The organism is Kitasatospora sp. NPDC004289 (assembly GCF_053602875.1).
Map to the genome: position 1 here is coordinate 1 of NZ_JBSGEL010000022.1, position 14347 is coordinate 14347.

Below are 14347 nucleotides of genomic sequence, written 5' to 3' on the forward strand. Positions count from 1 at the left end.
CGTGCGGACGGCGCGGGTGGATGGTCAGTGGCCGCCGCAGCAGCCGCCGCTGGCGCCGCCGCACTGGCAGGGCGCTCCGGTGCGACGTGCGGACGGCGCGGGTGGATGGTCAGTGGCCGCCGCAGCAGCCGCCGCTGGCGCCGCCGCACTGGCAGGGCGCTCCGGACTGGCAGCCGCAGCCGCAGCCGGGGCTGCAACCACAGGTGGCGGAGAGCACCGGCAGCAGCTTCACGGCCGTCGGGGTGACGGAACTCGGCGGCTGGGTCTCGGGGGCAGTGGTCGCCTTCATCGCGCTGGGCCTCCTCGGCAGGGCACCGCGGGTGCACACGGCGGTGTGCCCCTCCACGAGTGAAGCCCCCCCGGTGACGAGGCGTCAACGGGCGCGCGGGGGCGGGGAGATCGGCCTCCCGTGCGCCCCCGCACCGCCCCTTCGGGGTTTAGGCGTCGACGTCCGTGGCGGGCACGAACTCGCCCGCGTGCTCGCCGGTCACCAGGAAGACCACGCGCTTGGCCACCGAGACGGCGTGGTCGGCGAAGCGCTCGTAGTAGCGGCCGACCAGGGTGACGTCCACCGCGGTCTCGATGCCGTGCTGCCAGCGGTCGTCCAGCAGGTGCGAGAAGAGCTCGCGGTGCAGCGCGTCGATCGCGTCGTCGTCCTGCTCCAGCTCCAGCGCCTTGTCCACGTCCTTGGTGGCGATCACCAGGCCGGCCTTGGCCACCAGCCGCTGGGCGAGCTGCCCCATCTCCAGGACGATCGAGTGCAGGTCGTTCGGGACGGCGGACTCGGGGTAGCGCAGCCGGGCCACCTTGGCCACGTGCCGGGCCAGGTCGCCGCAGCGCTCCAGGTCGGCGCTCATCCGCAGCGAGGTGACCACGATCCGCAGGTCGGTGGCGACCGGCTGCTGCCGGGCCAGCAGGTCGATCGCCCGGTTCTCCAGGTCGTGGTGGAGGGCGTTGACCTTGTCGTCGGCCGCGATCACGCTCTCCGCCAGCGCCAGGTCGGCGTCGAGCAGCGCGGTGGTGGCCCGGCCCATGGCCGAGCCGACCAGCCGTGCCATCTCGACCAGCTGGTCGCTGATCGAGTCGAGTTCCTCGTGGTACGCGTCGCGCATTGCTGCTCTCCTCAGTAGCTCTGTCGGTGGCGGTGCCGACCGGCCGTGCCGACCGTAGGAGGATCGGACCGGCCGCTGCTGGTGGCCGCATCGTAGTGCCGCCACCGCCCGCACGGGCTGTGCGACCCACCCTGGGCCGTTCGGGCGACCACGCACGGCCGGTGTGGTGAACCGCCGGGAGCTTCGAGGTGAATTCTCGGTAACGTGCGGCCGATCCCTTGATCGCACCCGTGGGGAGCGCCGCCGGGATGCGCTTACGCTGGCCACATGGACGTGAATGTGGCCGCCGCCGCAGCCTGCGCCATAGCCGGGCTCGGGGTCGGTCTCACGGCCGCCATCGCCTTCCGCTGGAGCGAGCGGGAGCAGGCCCGCGCGGGCAACGGCGGCGGGAAGAACGGATCGGGCGGGCTCCCCGCCCAGGAAGCCCCGCTGCCCCCGGGCGTGGACACCGTGCTCTCGGTGCTCCGCTCCTGCGCGATCGTGCTCGGCGAGGGCGACGAGGTGGTCAAGGCCAGCTCCGCCGCCTACGCGATGGGCCTGGTCCGCGGTGGCGCGGTGGCGGTCGAGCAGATGCTCTCGCTGGCCCGCGCCACCCGCCGGGACGGCGAGATCCGCCAGGTCGAGCTGGAGGTGCCCAAGCCGGGCGTGGCCCGGCCGACCGAGCCGCTCGCGGTCTCGGTCCGGGTCGCCCCGCTCGGCTCCCGGCTGGTGCTGGTGCTGGTCGAGGACCGCACCGAGCGCCGCCGGATCGAGGCGGTCCGCCGCGACTTCGTCGCCAACGTCTCGCACGAGCTGAAGACCCCGGTCGGCGCGCTCTCCCTGCTCTCCGAAGCGGTCGCGGACGCCTCCGACGACCCGGAGGCGGTGCAGCGCTTCGCCGGCCGGATGCAGATCGAGGCCACCCGCCTGGCCAGCCTGGTGCAGGAGATCATCGACCTCTCCCGGGTCCAGGACGACCAGCTGCTGGTCGACCCGGAACCGGTCGCGGTGGACACCCTGATCGCCGAGGCGATCGACCGCTGCCGCCAGCCCGCCGCCGCCAAGCAGATCCACATCGCGGCCGGCGGCATCGGCGGCCTCTACCTGCACGGCAACCGCGGCCAGCTGGCCGCCGCCCTCGGCAACCTGGTCGAGAACGCGGTGAACTACAGCCCGCCGCGCACCCGGGTGGCCATCGCCACCCGGCGCATCTCCAGCGCCGCCGCCCTCGGTGAGGCGGACGGCGAACTGATCGAGATCTCGGTGACCGACCAGGGCATCGGCATCTCCGAGACGGACCGCGAGCGGATCTTCGAGCGGTTCTACCGCGTCGACCCGGCCCGCTCCCGCGCCACCGGCGGAACCGGTCTCGGCCTCTCCATCGTCAAGCACGTGGCGGCCTCGCACGGCGGCACCGTCTCCGTGTGGAGCGTCGAGGGCCAGGGTTCCACCTTCACCGTTCGGCTCCCCGCCGGGAAACCCCCGGTCGAGGAACAGCAGCACCCCATGCCCAGCACCAACCCCCTTCCTGCCCCGGAGGCCCGCTCGTGACCCGTGTACTGGTGGTCGAGGACGAGGAGTCGTTCAGCGACGCCCTGTCGTACATGCTCCGCAAGGAGGGCTTCGAGGTGGCCATCGCCGCCACCGGCCCCGACGCGCTGGAGCAGTTCGAACGCAACGGCGCCGACCTGGTGCTGCTCGACCTGATGCTCCCCGGGCTCCCCGGCACCGAGGTCTGCCGCCAGCTGCGGGTCCGCTCCAACGTGCCGGTGATCATGGTCACCGCCAAGGACAGCGAGATCGACAAGGTCGTCGGCCTGGAGATAGGGGCCGACGACTACGTCACCAAGCCCTACTCCACCCGCGAGCTGGTGGCCCGCATCCGCGCGGTCCTGCGCCGCCGCGGCGAGGCCGACGGCACCGTCGAGAACGGCCCCGGCGCCCTGGAGGCCGGCCCGGTCCGGATGGACGTCGACCGCCACGTGGTGACGGTGGACGGCGCCAAGGTCGACCTGCCGCTCAAGGAGTTCGACCTGCTGGAGATGCTGCTGCGCAACGCGGGCCGGGTCCTCACCCGCATGCAGCTGATCGACCGGGTCTGGGGCGCCGACTACGTCGGCGACACCAAGACCCTGGACGTCCACGTGAAGCGCCTCCGGGCCAAGATCGAGCCGGACCCGGGCGCCCCGCGCTACCTGGTCACCGTCCGCGGCCTGGGCTACAAGTTCGAGCCGTAGACCGGACCGGCACCGGCCCGTACGCACCCGAAGGCCCCCGCTCGAACCGAGCGGGGGCCTTCGGGCGTCCCCGACGGGACGTCAGTGCGAGGCGGCGGCGGTGGAGCTGCCCGAGGCGGACGGCGAGGCCGAACCGCTCGCGGAGGCACCGGCCGAAGCCGAAGCCGAAGCCGAAGCCGAAGCCGAAGCCGAAGCAGAGGCCGAGGCCGAAGCCGACGCCGAAGCGCTGGGCGAGGCGGAGGGCGCAGTGGCGGGCTTCGACGGGGCGGCGGCGGCCGGGCCGAAGCCGCGGTACATGCCCTCGCCCGTGTGCACCTGGGCCTCGGTCTCGACCTTCCCGGCGGTGCCGAAGCCGAAGGCGACCTTGGCGTTGCCGCCGATCTCCACCTTGGCGGAGGCGACCTTGGCGACCGGCTGGTCCTCGCCGCCGAGCAGCACGGAGCCGCCCGCCGGGATGACGATCTCGGTCAGCGGGGCACCCTTGGAGTCGGCGAAGGTCGCGGCGCCGCCCTCGGCCAGCTCCACCGACTTCAGGACCTCCGGGCCGGAGCCGGTGTTGCTGATGTTCACCGAGACGTTGGCCGGGCCGGCGTGGTCGGACTTGGCTCCCGCCGCGGTCACCACCACGATGTTGTTGAGCCTGAGGGTGGTCCCGATCGAGGTCGAGGCGTTGTCCGGCTTCACCTGCAGGGTCGCGGGGCTGGTCCCGGCGGCACAGGCGGACAGCGGGAGGATCGCGGCGAGGGCGACGGCGGCGACTGCGCCGCGACGAAGGCTGCGGCTCACGGCGGCGGCATCTCCTTGGGTATCTGATCGGTGGTCAGGACTCAGATTACCGACCGCGCATATCCGCTCATCACGGGGTGGCCCCGTGTCGCGCTCGGACCGCCCCGTCGGGTGCCGCGAGCACGTCCCGTACGCGTATACGGCAAAAACTCATGATCCAATCATGGTTTCGGGAGTGTTGCCAGAGGTTTCGTCAGGTGTGCAGACCACCTCCGACCTGCGGGAAGGCCCCGTCGAACACGGGTCGCAGCATGCCGAAGGGGCACTTGTCAAGCCCCGAGACCCGCCCTGACCTGCGAAAACGCCCTTCGGGTGGACGGCGAACCGTGTTATTCTGGTAAGCCACGGAAGGGGTCCTGTCACATGACGTTCAAGGTTGGCGACACGGTGGTCTACCCCCATCACGGGGCCGCGCTCATCGAGGCCATCGAGATTCGCCAGATCAAAGGTGTGGACAAGACCTACCTGGTGCTGAAGGTGCAGCAGGGAGACTTGACGCTGCGCGTCCCCGCGGAGAACGCGGAGTTCGTCGGCGTGCGTGACGTCGTCGGCCAGGAGGGTCTGGACCGGGTGTTCGAGGTGCTCCGCGCCCCGTACACGGAGGAGCCCACCAACTGGTCCCGCCGGTACAAGGCGAACCTCGAGAAGCTCGCCTCCGGCGATGTGATCAAGGTTGCCGAGGTCGTCCGCGACCTGTGGCGTCGCGAGCGCGAGCGCGGTCTGTCGGCCGGCGAGAAGCGGATGCTCGCCAAGGCGCGCCAGATCCTGGTCAGCGAGCTCGCTCTCGCGGAGAACACCAACGAGGACAAGGCGGAGACGCTGCTCGACGAGGTCCTGGCCTCGTAAGCGGTCCACCGCAGTTCGAAGCGCCCGATGTCGGTGCACTCACCGCGGTCACGTAACGTGGCCCCGGTGCGGCCCGGCAGCCCGGGCGCTTCGGCGTACCCGGGGACGAGCCGCCCCGGTCACTCGGTGTGAGGCCTGGCGGGGGCGGGCCGGCTTCGGAAGGGGACCGGCGCGCCTCGTTCGGCTTCGCCAGGGCCATACCCACCGGGCCGCGGGCGTAAAACATGAATGCAGTACGGCATGGATGCAGCACAGCGCCGAAGGAGCGAACCCTGAACGGTACGGCAGCAGTCGCAGCGGCCGTGGTCCCCGCCGCAGGGCGGGGCGAGCGGCTGGGGCCCGGTGCCCCGAAGGCCCTGCGGGAACTCGGAGGGGTGCCCCTGCTGGTGCACGCCGTCCGGGCGCTGGCCCGGAGCCGGGCGGTCGGGCTGGTGGTGGTGGCCGCGCCGCCGGACGGCGTGGCCGAGGTGGTCGGACTGCTGGACAGCCACGGGCTGGACGGCAAGGACGTCCGGGTGGTGGCCGGCGGGGCGACCAGGCAGGAGTCGGTCCGGCTCGGTCTGGCCGCGATCCCGGCCGACGTGCCGGTGGTGCTGGTGCACGACGCGGCCCGGCCGCTGGTGCCGGTCGAGGTGGTGGACGCGGTGGCGGCCGCCGTGAAGGGCGGTGCCGGGGCGGTGGTGCCGGCGGTGCCGCTGGCGGACACCGTCAAGCGGGTCGAGCCGCAGCCGGGCGGGCGGCCCGAGCCGGTGCTGGAGACCCCGGACCGGTCCTCGCTGCGCGCGGTGCAGACCCCGCAGGGCTTCCGCCGGGAGCTGCTGGCCGAGGTGCACGAGCGGGCGCTGGTCGAGCCGGGGCTCACCGTCACCGACGACGCCGGGATGGTCGAGCACTTCGGCGGCACCGTGGTGGTCGTCCCGGGCCACGAAGAGGCCTTCAAGGTCACCCGTCCGCTGGACCTCGTGCTCGCCGAGGCCGTGCTCGCCCGCAGGAGGGCCTCCGATGGCTTCTGACACCCCCGTGATCCCGCTGGTCGGGATCGGCACCGACGTGCACGCCTTCGAGGCCGGGCGCCCGCTCCGGGTGGCCGGCCTGGAGTGGCCCGGGGCCGGGGACGGCCTGGCCGGGCACTCGGACGCGGACGTGGCCGCGCACGCCGCCTGCGACGCGCTGTTCTCGGCCGCCGGGGTCGGTGACCTGGGCGCGCACTTCGGCACCGACCGCCCCGAGTGGTCCGGCGCCTCGGGCGTCGCGCTGCTGACCGAGGCGGCCCGGATCGTCCGGGCCGAGGGCTTCGAGATCGGGAACGTGGCGATCCAGGTGATCGGCGTCCGCCCGAAGATCGGCAAGCGGCGCGCGGAGGCCCAGGCGGCGCTCTCGGCGGCCGTGGGCGCCCCCGTCTCGGTCTCCGGCACCACCACCGACGGGCTGGGGCTCACCGGCCGGGCCGAGGGCCTGGCCGCGATCGCCACCGCCCTGGTGTACCGGGCGGGTTGACGCCGTTGGTCCGTTCGGATGGCTGACGGGTGTTCAACTCCCGTGTGCCGCCCGCCGGTCAGTACCGTTCCCCGGGGATGCCGAGGGAAAGGGACCACGATGGCGGTAGAGCTCTCCGAGCGGGCCAGGGCGCTGTTCGACGGGAAGACCTTCGCGGTGGTGAGCACCGTGCAGCCGGACGGCAGCCCCCAGTCCTCGGTGGTCTGGGTCAGGCGGGACGGGGACGAGGTGCTGTTCTCCACCGTCGAGGGGCGCCGCAAGCACCTCAACATGCTCCGCGACCCGCGGATCACCCTGCTGGTCAACCCGCCGGACCACCCGTACACCTACCTGGAGCTGCGGGGCGAGGTGGTGATGGTCCGTGAGGGCGGGCGGGAGCTGATCGACGAGCTGTCGCGCAAGTACCGGGGCGAGGACTACGGCTACGACGGGCCGGACGACGTCCGGGTGGTGTGCCGCCTGGCGGCCCGCAAGGCGGTCGGGAACCTCTGAACCGGCCCGATCCGACGGGGCCATGACGGAAAGGTGGCGGGGCACCCCCCGGTGCCCACTACGCTTGACGCTGTGAGCCTTCGCCTGTACGACACCAGCACCCGCCAGGTACGCGACTTCGTCCCGCTTGTACCGGGCTGTGTCTCGATGTACCTGTGTGGCGCGACCGTCCAGGCGCCCCCGCACATCGGGCACATCCGGTCCGGCCTGAACTTCGACGTGATGCGCCGTTGGTTCGGCTACCGCGGCTACCAGGTCACCTTCGTCCGGAACGTCACCGACATCGACGACAAGGTGATCGCCAAGGGGCACGCCCTCGGCGTCCCGTGGTGGCAGGTCGCCTCCGTCAACGAGCGCGCGTTCAGCGAGGGTTACACCGCCCTCGGCTGCCTGCCGCCCTCGATCGAGCCGCGGGCCACCGGGCACGTGCCCGAGATGATCGAGATGATGCAGGGCCTGATCGAGCGCGGCCACGCCTACGAGGCGGACGGCAACGTCTACTTCGCCGTGACCACCTACCCGGACTACCTGGAGCTCTCCAACCAGGAGTTGGACAACCTGCTGCAGCCCGAGTCGGCGGGCGAGACCGGCAAGCGCGACCCGCGCGACTTCGCGATGTGGAAGCGGGCCAAGGAGGGCGAGCCCAGCTGGGACACCCCCTGGGGCCGCGGCCGCCCGGGCTGGCACCTGGAGTGCTCGGCCATGGCGCACAAGTACCTGGGCACCGCCTTCGACATCCACGGCGGCGGGCTGGACCTGATCTTCCCTCACCACGAGAACGAGATCGCCCAGTCCAAGGCCTTCGGCGACGGGTTCGCCAACTTCTGGGTGCACAACGCCTGGGTCACCATGAGCGGCGAGAAGATGTCCAAGTCGCTCGGGAACTCGGTGCTGGTCTCCGAGATGGTCCGGGCCTGGCGTCCGATCGTGCTCCGCTACTACCTGGCCGCCCCGCACTACCGGTCGATGATCGAGTACAGCGAGGAGGCCCTGCGCGAGGCGGAGACCGCCTTCGCCCGGATCGAGAACTTCATCGAGCGCGCGGTGGAGACCTGCGGCCCGGTGGACGCGGCGCCCGAGGTGCCGCTGGCCTTCGCCGAGGCGATGGACGACGACCTGGGCGTCCCGCAGGCGCTGGCCGTGGTGCACACCGCCGTCCGTCAGGGCAACAGCGCCCTCGCCGCGGACGACAAGGAGAACGCGGTGGCGCGGCTCGCCGAGGTCCGTGCGATGCTCGGTGTGCTGGGTCTCGACCCGTTGGACGAGATGTGGGCCGGAGCCGAGCGCGGCGACGACCTCCGCCCGGTGGTCGACTCGCTGGTCCGCCTGGTGCTGGACCAGCGCCAGGCCGCCCGGGCCCGCAAGGACTTCGCGACCGCGGACGCGATCCGCGACCAGCTGGCGCAGGCCGGACTGTCCGTCGAGGACGGCCCGACCGGCTCGCGCTGGACGCTCAACAACCAGTAGCCCCGGTTCGGGGCGCGGGTGGGCCGTACCTTCACCGGTGCGGCCCACCCGCACGACGCAGAGCCCGCCGCCGACGGTCGTCGCCGGGGCGGGCGAGACAGACAAGGGAAGTACAGCCATGGCCGGCAACAGCCAGCGCAGGAACCGACGCAACCCCGGATCGAAGAAGGGCGCGTCCGTCGGTACCGGCGGCCACAGCCGGAAGGCGCTCCAGGGCAAGGGCCCGACCCCGCCCGCCTCGGCGCGCAAGGGCCACGTCAAGCAGCGGCAGGCCAACGCCGCCACCAAGCGCGAGATGGACGCCAAGTCGCGGGCCGGCATGCGCCGCTCCGGCGGTGGCGGCCGCGGCGGCCGCGGTGGCGCCGGCTCGGCCGAGCTGGTGTTCGGCCGGAACTCGGTGGTCGAGGCGCTGCAGGGCGGCGTGCCGGCCAACGCGCTGTACGTCCAGCAGTTCATCGACATGGACGACCGGGTGCGCGAGGCCGTCCAGGCCGCCAACGAGCGGGGCGTCCCGCTGATGGAGGCGCCGCGCCCGCAGCTGGACCAGATGACCGGCGGGATGAACCACCAGGGCCTGGTGCTCCAGGTCCCGCCGTACGAGTACGCGCACCCGGACGACCTGCTGGCCGACGCCGCCGAGAACGGCGAGGACGCGCTGGTGATCGCCCTGGACGGCGTGACCGACTCGCGCAACCTCGGCGCCGTGGTCCGCTCCGCCGCCGCCTTCGGGGCGCACGGCGTGGTGATCCCCGAGCGGCGCGCCGCCGGGATGACCGCCGGTGCCTGGAAGACCTCCTCGGGCGCCGCCGCGCGCCTGCCCGTCGCGCGCGCCACCAACCTGACCCGCGCGCTGGAGGCGTACCAGAAGGCCGGTCTGATGGTGGTCGGCCTGGCGGCCGACGGCGAGGCCGAGGTGGCCGACCTGGAGGCGCTTACCGGCCCGGTCGTGATCGTCGCGGGCAGCGAGGGCAAGGGCCTGTCGCGCCTGGTCTCGGAGACCTGCGACATCCGGGTCCGGATCCCGATGTCCGGTCTGACCGAGTCGCTGAACGCCGGTGTCGCGGCGGGCATCGTGCTCTACGAGGCCGCCCGGATGCGCGCCAAGCAGTAGCCCTGAGGGGTAGTCGTACGTTTGGAACGGGAAACCGATCGGGCCTGACCAGGCCCGATCGGTTTACTCATGATCACTTCAATCGCCGTCAGGAATCCACCCGGGAGAGTGTCCTAACCGGCCGTCACCCGGTTAGACGGGTGTGGACACCAGAACACCTCGGCGCACTGCCCCGGGCGGCATGGCGGGAATAGATGCCGGCCCCGGCCTCAACACGGTCAAGGTGCCGTCGGACCCGGCCAGGCTCAGCAGTACCCAGGCCAGCTTCCGGGTCAGGCTCGCCGCCCCGGTGGCCCCGCTGATCGACGGCCCGCCCGGCGCCGCCTTCGGCGACCCGTACGGGACGTCCAACAACGGGCTGCCCCCGGGCTTCGCCCCCCGGCCGATGGTCACCCCGCAGGTCGTGGTGGCGGGCTCCCAGGTGCCGGCGCTGGCCGGCTCCGTCGCGGCCACCCGGCGCAAGGGCCGGGTCACCGCCGTCACCTGGACCGGCCAGGCGGCCCCCGGCGACCAGGCGGCCACCCAGCTGCTGGAGGCCGTCCGCCTCAACACCGTGCCGGCCCCGGCCCGCCCGGTCGGGGAGGACGACACCGAGCAGCTGGAGACCTACCGCGGCGCCCCGGCCCCGGTCGCCGCACCGGCGGCCGTCCGGCCCCGGCAGGACTGGGCCCCGGCGGGCGAGCTGCCCGAGGTCTCGGCGGTCGGCGCGGACTCCAAGCACGCCTGGTACCCCGGCCGGAAGGTCGACCTGGGGCTGGTGCTGCTGCCGCTGCGGATCGTGCTCGGCTCGCTCTCGGTCTACGCCGGCTTCAGCAAGCTCTGCGACCCGGTGTACTTCGACGGCGGCGACCGCGGCTCGATGATGCGCTGGCTCTCCTCCCTGCACCCGTGGGGAGTGGCCCAGCCGCTGCTGGACTTCGCCATGGCCCACCCGGTCGGGGCGGGCCTGGCGGTCGCGTTCACCCAGGTCGTGGTCGGCGTGCTCTCGCTGCTCGGCCTCTGGCAGCGGATCGCGGCCGGTGCCGCGATGCTGCTCTCCGCCGCGCTGCTGTTCACCGTCAGCTGGCGGGCGGTGCCGGTCTACGACACCCCGGACCTGATCTTCCTGGTGGCGTGGAGCCCGCTGCTGATCGCCGGCGCGCCGTTCGGCTCGCTGGACGGGCGGATCGCGCTGGACGCCTGGCGCCGCTACGGCGCCGCCGCCCCGGCCGCGCTCCGGCGCCGGATCTGGCGGCGCGGCGGCGTGGTGACGGCCGTCGTGGTCGGGCTGACCCTGCTGATCGGTTCCATGCTCGGCGCGGCGGTCCGCACCAGCGGACGGACCGGCCCGGTGCCGGCCAAGCCGCCGACGGACTTCGGTTCGCCGATGTGGCCGGGCAGCGGCGCCTCCAACGCCCCGATGCCGGTGGCCCCGCCGCCGTCCTCCAAGCCCACCCCGTCCCCGGCCGCCCCCTCGGCCAACAAGAGCGGCAGCCCCAAGGCCAAGCCCTCGGCCGGCAAGTCCGAGACCCCCCACACGCCGCCCCCCGCGCCCTCGCCGACCAAGGCCGGTACCGGCGGCGGCACTCCGGCCGGCACCACCCGGGGTGCCACCGGCGGCTCCTCCACCGCCCCGAAGCCCTCCTCCACGGGCGGCGGCGGCATCCTCGGCGGTGTCCTCGGTGCCCCCCTCCTCGGCATGGGCCCCGGCCCGGCCGGGCAGCGAGTGGATGCCTGACGACTGACGAGGAGTGCAGCCAGGGGCGCGAGGAACTGCGCGACCAACCCACCACAGCCGGTGAGTTCGGGTCAGCGCAGCACCTCGCGCCCCGCTTCCGTTCCCTGACGCGGCCTCAGTTGGACGCTGCGGCAAGCTCCTTGGCGGCCTCCGTCAGGTCCTTCGCGGTGTCGATCGCCCGCCAGTAGCACCCCTGCGGCAGCTGGTACCCCGCCAGCCGCTTGCCGCGCGCCAACTGCGGGAACGTGGTGCGCTCGTGGTCGCCGACGTCCGGCAGCAGGTCCTGGAAGCCGGGCGCAAAGACGTACAGGCCGGCGTTGATGAGGAAGGGCGAGGGCGGCGCCTCGATGAAGTCCAGCACGTTGCCGAACTGGTCGGTCTCCACCGCGCCCCAGGGGATCCGCGGCCGGGCCAGCGCGAGCGTCGCGACGGCGTCCCGCTCGTGGTGGAAGGCGGCCATCTCGCGCAGGCTGAACCTGGTCCAGATGTCGCCGTTGGTGGCGTACCAGGGCTGGTCCGGCCGGGGCAGGGCCTTCGCGGCGTACTTGAGGCCGCCGCCGCGGCCGAGCGGCTCGCTCTCCACCACCGTGCTGACGCTGACCGGGAGTTCGGTCCGGTCGAGCCAGTCCTGGAGGACCTCGGCCAGGTGGCCGCAGGAGATCACCACGTCGGTGACCCCCTCGGCGGCGAGCCAGGCCAGCTGGTGGCCGACGATGGGGGTGCCCGTGCCCGGGATCTCGACCAGCGGCTTCGGCCGGTCGTCGGTGTAGGGGCGCAGCCGGGAGCCCTGGCCGCCCGCCAGGATGACGGCCTGCGTCACGAGCGGGGAGTGCGGGGCGGGAGAGGTGGAATCAGCGGTCATGCCTGAACGATAGGCCCAGGCACGGCCTATGACGCCCTCCTGGCCGCGCGCGGCAGCTCACGCGGCATGCGTACGCGGCGGCCGGTGCCGCGGCCCGTGCCGCGGCACCGAGGGCCCCGGGGGTGTCAGCCCACCACGCCGGTGGCGAAGGAGCCGTCGCAGACCGGCCGGGCGAAGGTGCGGGCCCGCTGCACGTCGCCCTGGTACTTGCGCACGGCGGCCCGGCCGAGGTCGGCGGCCAGCTCGGTGCAGTACGGGGTGAGTGCGGGCTTCTCCCGCATGGAGCGCTCCAGCAGGTCGAGCGCGGTGCCCGGGTTGTGGTTGCGCAGCTCCGTCATCAGGTCGGTGCGGAGGGCTTCCTTGGGGGACATCCCGTCGGTGTTCGCGGCGGTCGCGCTGCGCCCGATGGTGCCGTCGCCGCTGGAGGCCGCGACCACCTGCTGGTCGAGGCCGGTGGGCGGTGCCCACGGGACGCGGGTGACGGCGAGCGTGCCGGTGGTCACCAGGATCACGGGCAGGGTCAGGGCAACGGTCTGGCCGATGCGGCGCACGAGTTGCTTCACGCACGAGAGCGTAGCGGCGTGTCGGGCTCCGGTGGCTCTCCGTTACCCCAATGAGTGACGCGTGTCCGGTTTCGTCCCCCGCCCGGGTTGACGCCGAAGGCCCCCGTCCGCTCGGACGGGGGCCTTCGTATGACGATCGGTCAGGATCAGGCGCTCAGGCGGGCACCGGTGGTGGTGTTGAAGACGTGGGTCTCGCCGCCGGTCGGGACGACGTGGACGGTCTCGCCCTTCTGCGGGATCTGACGGCCGTGCACGCGCACGACGATGTCCTTGTCCTCGCCACCGATCTTGGTGGTGCCGTAGACGAAGCCGTCCGCGCCGAGCTCCTCGACCACGTTGACGGTGACCGCGACGCCCTCGATGCCGCCCGCCGGGACGATCTCGAAGTGCTCCGGGCGGATGCCGACGGTGACGCTCTTGTCGGTGCCGGCGCCGGCCAGGTCCTCGCGGGAGATGTTGACGATCGAGCCGCCGAACTTCACGCCGCCGTCGACCAGCGGGACGTCGATCAGGTTCATCGCGGGCGAGCCGATGAAGCCGGCCACGAAGAGGTTCGCCGGGCGGTCGTACATGTTGCGCGGGCTGTCGACCTGCTGGAGCAGACCGTCCTTGAGCACCGCGACGCGGTCGCCCATGGTCATGGCCTCGACCTGGTCGTGCGTCACGTAGACGGTGGTGATGCCCAGGCGGCGCTGGAGCGAGGCGATCTGGGTGCGGGTCGAGACGCGGAGCTTGGCGTCGAGGTTCGACAGCGGCTCGTCCATCAGGAAGACCTGCGGCTCGCGGACGATCGCGCGGCCCATCGCGACGCGCTGGCGCTGACCGCCGGAGAGCGCCTTCGGCTTGCGGTCCAGGTAGTCGGTCAGGTCGAGGATCTTCGCGGCCTCTTCGACCTTGGCGCGGATCTCGCTCTTGTTGACGCCGGCGATCTTGAGCGCGAAGCCCATGTTGTCCGCGACGGTCATGTGCGGGTAGAGCGCGTAGTTCTGGAACACCATCGCGATGTCCCGGTCCTTCGGCGGCAGGTGGGTGACGTCGCGGTCGCCGATGCGGATCGCACCGCCGTTGACGTCCTCCAGGCCGGCGAGCATCCGGAGGCTGGTGGACTTGCCACAGCCGGAGGGGCCGACCAGGACGAGGAACTCGCCGTCCTCGATGTGCAGGTCCAGACCGTCGACCGACGGCTTGGTGGCACCCGGGTAGACACGGGTGGCCTTGTCGTACGTGACCGAAGCCATGCTTCTGCGCTCCTTCACCGGCAGGAACGTGCCGGACGATCCGAGTAAAGGGGTGGAGTTGTCGTCCGCCGTCCCTTGGCCAGGTGGTCTGGACCACCCGCCCCCGGACGACTTCCTGGCGACGCTACCTGCCCGATCGTCCGATTGTCAGCCCCTTCCGGCCCCCGCATCCGGCATCAATCCGATCACAGTCCCCACACCCGACCGGTACACTGCCCACTGGTGCCGCCGTGGCCTCGCCGCGGACGGTCACCGTGCCTCCTTAGCTCAGCTGGCCAGAGCACCGCTCTTGTAAAGCGGGGGTCGTCGGTTCGAACCCGACAGGGGGCTCAGCGATCCCGGTGGGGCGCAGCGGCTGTCGGCCGCTGCGCCCCACCGTCGTTCCCGGGGTCACTCCCAGGGGGTCTGGCAGGCCTCCCACATCAGGTGGCGGGCCTCTC

General features: G+C 72.6%; 15 protein-coding genes and 1 tRNA gene. 10 read left to right on the top strand and 6 right to left on the bottom strand.

What is annotated here, in order from left to right; translation table 11 throughout:
• Positions 1 to 109: 109 nt before the first annotated feature.
• Both ACWEPF_RS16975 and phoU read right to left on the bottom strand, forming a co-directional pair.
• Positions 110 to 289 carry a hypothetical protein gene (locus ACWEPF_RS16975; RefSeq protein ID WP_345290938.1) on the bottom strand — a complete coding sequence of 60 codons (180 nt, stop codon included), beginning with the start codon at positions 287 to 289 and terminating at the stop codon, positions 110 to 112.
• Between the two features lie 148 nt (positions 290 to 437).
• Positions 438 to 1112 carry a phosphate signaling complex protein PhoU gene (phoU, locus tag ACWEPF_RS16980; protein ID WP_452173188.1) on the bottom strand — a complete coding sequence of 225 codons (675 nt, stop codon included), beginning with the start codon at positions 1110 to 1112 and terminating at the stop codon, positions 438 to 440.
• 267 nt (positions 1113 to 1379) lie between these two features.
• Here phoU and ACWEPF_RS16985 point away from each other — a divergent pair, with 267 nt between their 5' ends.
• Entirely contained in the window at positions 1380 to 2642 is a 1263-nt protein-coding gene (locus ACWEPF_RS16985) for a sensor histidine kinase (protein WP_345290936.1), read from the top strand.
• Positions 2639 to 3328 (top strand): response regulator transcription factor, encoded by a 690-nt coding sequence (locus tag ACWEPF_RS16990; RefSeq protein WP_345290935.1) that lies wholly within the window; start codon positions 2639 to 2641, stop codon positions 3326 to 3328. Before ACWEPF_RS16985 ends, ACWEPF_RS16990 begins: the two co-directional genes overlap by 4 nt.
• A gap of 81 nt (positions 3329 to 3409) precedes the next feature.
• Here the strand turns inward: ACWEPF_RS16990 and ACWEPF_RS16995 are convergent, their stop codons facing one another.
• The gene (locus ACWEPF_RS16995; RefSeq protein ID WP_452173189.1) at positions 3410 to 4114 is read right to left on the bottom strand and encodes a DUF461 domain-containing protein; all 705 of its coding nucleotides are present in this window, start codon (positions 4112 to 4114) and stop codon (positions 3410 to 3412) included.
• A 363-nt stretch (positions 4115 to 4477) separates the two neighbouring features.
• Between ACWEPF_RS16995 and ACWEPF_RS17000 the strand changes: the two genes are divergently transcribed.
• The 7 genes from ACWEPF_RS17000 (at position 4478) to ACWEPF_RS17030 (ending at position 11244) form a co-directional block, all read left to right on the top strand.
• Positions 4478 to 4960, top strand: a complete 483-nt coding sequence (locus ACWEPF_RS17000; protein WP_030244332.1) for a CarD family transcriptional regulator — start codon at positions 4478 to 4480, stop codon at positions 4958 to 4960.
• Positions 4961 to 5184: 224 nt separating this feature from the next.
• Positions 5185 to 5973, top strand: a complete 789-nt coding sequence (ispD, locus tag ACWEPF_RS17005; protein WP_380149559.1) for a 2-C-methyl-D-erythritol 4-phosphate cytidylyltransferase — start codon at positions 5185 to 5187, stop codon at positions 5971 to 5973.
• Positions 5963 to 6457 (top strand): 2-C-methyl-D-erythritol 2,4-cyclodiphosphate synthase, encoded by a 495-nt coding sequence (ispF, locus tag ACWEPF_RS17010; protein WP_345290933.1) that lies wholly within the window; start codon positions 5963 to 5965, stop codon positions 6455 to 6457. Before ispD ends, ispF begins: the two co-directional genes overlap by 11 nt.
• A gap of 99 nt (positions 6458 to 6556) precedes the next feature.
• On the top strand, positions 6557 to 6949 hold the full coding sequence (locus tag ACWEPF_RS17015) for a PPOX class F420-dependent oxidoreductase (RefSeq protein ID WP_345290932.1): 393 nt from the start codon (positions 6557 to 6559) through the stop codon (positions 6947 to 6949).
• A gap of 72 nt (positions 6950 to 7021) precedes the next feature.
• The gene (gene cysS, locus ACWEPF_RS17020) at positions 7022 to 8416 is read left to right on the top strand and encodes a cysteine--tRNA ligase (protein WP_345290931.1); all 1395 of its coding nucleotides are present in this window, start codon (positions 7022 to 7024) and stop codon (positions 8414 to 8416) included.
• Between the two features lie 118 nt (positions 8417 to 8534).
• Positions 8535 to 9527: a 23S rRNA (guanosine(2251)-2'-O)-methyltransferase RlmB gene (gene rlmB, locus ACWEPF_RS17025; RefSeq protein ID WP_345290930.1), complete on the top strand. Its 993-nt coding sequence runs from the start codon at positions 8535 to 8537 to the stop codon at positions 9525 to 9527.
• A 181-nt stretch (positions 9528 to 9708) separates the two neighbouring features.
• Positions 9709 to 11244 carry a DoxX family protein gene (locus tag ACWEPF_RS17030; RefSeq protein ID WP_452173190.1) on the top strand — a complete coding sequence of 512 codons (1536 nt, stop codon included), beginning with the start codon at positions 9709 to 9711 and terminating at the stop codon, positions 11242 to 11244.
• A 115-nt stretch (positions 11245 to 11359) separates the two neighbouring features.
• Here the strand turns inward: ACWEPF_RS17030 and ACWEPF_RS17035 are convergent, their stop codons facing one another.
• The 3 genes from ACWEPF_RS17035 to ACWEPF_RS17045 form a co-directional block, all read right to left on the bottom strand.
• Positions 11360 to 12106 (bottom strand): nucleotidyltransferase family protein, encoded by a 747-nt coding sequence (locus tag ACWEPF_RS17035; RefSeq protein ID WP_452173191.1) that lies wholly within the window; start codon positions 12104 to 12106, stop codon positions 11360 to 11362.
• 125 nt (positions 12107 to 12231) lie between these two features.
• Entirely contained in the window at positions 12232 to 12669 is a 438-nt protein-coding gene (locus tag ACWEPF_RS17040; RefSeq protein WP_345290927.1) for a hypothetical protein, read from the bottom strand.
• A gap of 146 nt (positions 12670 to 12815) precedes the next feature.
• Positions 12816 to 13907: an ABC transporter ATP-binding protein gene (locus ACWEPF_RS17045; RefSeq protein ID WP_345290926.1), complete on the bottom strand. Its 1092-nt coding sequence runs from the start codon at positions 13905 to 13907 to the stop codon at positions 12816 to 12818.
• Positions 13908 to 14163: 256 nt separating this feature from the next.
• Here ACWEPF_RS17045 and ACWEPF_RS17050 point away from each other — a divergent pair.
• A tRNA-Thr gene (locus ACWEPF_RS17050) sits at positions 14164 to 14237 on the top strand.
• Positions 14238 to 14347: the final 110 nt, after the last annotated feature.